This is a genomic window from Polaromonas sp. P1_E1_2 (assembly GCF_056406035.1).
In genome coordinates this window covers 1-1,274 of the sequence record NZ_JBFUAZ010000873.1, presented here as the reverse complement: position 1 = coordinate 1,274, position 1,274 = coordinate 1, and the positions used below count along the sequence as shown (strand labels likewise).

General features: G+C 62.7%; 1 protein-coding gene and 1 pseudogene. Both read right to left on the bottom strand.

The genetic code is table 11. The features are described 5' to 3' along the window. Positions 1–196: 196 nt before the first annotated feature. A complete protein-coding gene (locus tag AC1D1P_RS23685) occupies positions 197–769 on the bottom strand; it encodes a MarR family winged helix-turn-helix transcriptional regulator (RefSeq protein WP_477667839.1) in 573 nt (190 codons plus the stop codon). After that, positions 766–1,274, bottom strand: a pseudogene (locus AC1D1P_RS23680) (gfo/Idh/MocA family oxidoreductase); the annotation flags it as partial. The gene AC1D1P_RS23685 and the pseudogene AC1D1P_RS23680, both read right to left, overlap by 4 nt.

Below are 1,274 nucleotides of genomic sequence, written 5' to 3'. Positions count from 1 at the left end.
GGTAAGCGCCGGAAGCAACCACGTTGCGCGGAGGTGCGGCAGGTGGGGGAGCGGTAAAGCCGCCTGTCAGGCGCATGTCATCGGCCACCAGGGCTGGCGCTGTCGCATGGCTTGAAAAAGGCGTGTACATGGGCAGACTATACCCGGCGAAACGGGTGCGGGAGCGATGGCTTCACGAAGGGACGCCGTGCGGGTTTCAGGACGCGGCTTTTTTACCACGTTTGCTGTGCGTGGCCGAGGGGGACTGCGTGGCCGGTTTTGCGGCAGCCTTGCGCTTCGTTGCGGGTGGTGTTTGCAGCAGCTCGTCTTTTGCGAGGTTTTCAATCATGGCAAGCAGCACCGCGCGCGTGGTTTTGATGTCTTCGGGTGCAATGCCTTCAATGCTGACGTTGTTGGTTTCTTCGGCCAAAGGCACCAGCAGCTTCTTGAGCGCCCGGCCCTTGTCGCTCAGGTGCACGTACATGTTTTTCTTGTTGGTGGGCAGCTGCTTGCGCACGATGTAGCCCAGCGACTCCATGGCCTTCATCGCGATGAAGGTGGTGGGCTCCATCACGCCGGCACGCTCGCTGAGCTCCTTTTGCGTCAGCCCGTCCGACTCCCAGAGGATGCGCAGGAAGGTCCAGTGGCCAAAGGGAACGCCATGCTCCGCCAGCCGTACCTGCAAGGCCCTGTGAAAGGCCCGTGAAGCGTCACGGATCAGGTGCGCCAGGCGGTCATTGGGAACGGCTTCACGCCAGTGCCGGATGATGTTTTGGGTGTCGTTGGTCATGAACCGGCATTGTGACGCACTTGGTACCCCGGCCGGCAATCCCGCCCGGTACGCGCGGACTCCAGCAGCGCCAGGCACACCGCCGTGGTGGCCCGGGCCCATTCGCCGCTATGCACCGGTGAGCGACCCTCCACCACCGCGGCAAAGAGCTCGTCGATCACTTCCTGGCGTGGGACTGTCGGGGCAGGAAGGGGTTCGAAGGTTTTTTCGCCGTCAGCGTAGATGGCGATGCCTGTCGGACCGGGGCGAAGATCAGCTTTTTCGCAGCTCACGATGAGTTGCCCGAAGTGCTGGTTTTGCAGTTCCTGCGGCGGCGCGGTGCCGGCGGAATACTGGCTGCCGCCATAGTTGCGGGCCGCTTTCAGCATAGCCTCTTCGGTGGAACTGGCGGCGCCTTGCAGACGCTTTCGGGCGGTGCCGTAGTCGTTGGGGTTTTTGGCCTGACCCATTTCGCCAACGTTGTCCAGCAACTCGTCCGAGTCGTAGTGGCCGTAGCCGCTGTAGG

What these genes read in the sequence shown, in the direction of transcription:
- AC1D1P_RS23685 (WP_477667839.1), bottom strand. Translation starts at nt 769, where the DNA reads ATGACCAACGACACCCAAAACATCATCCGGCACTGGCGTGAAGCCGTT.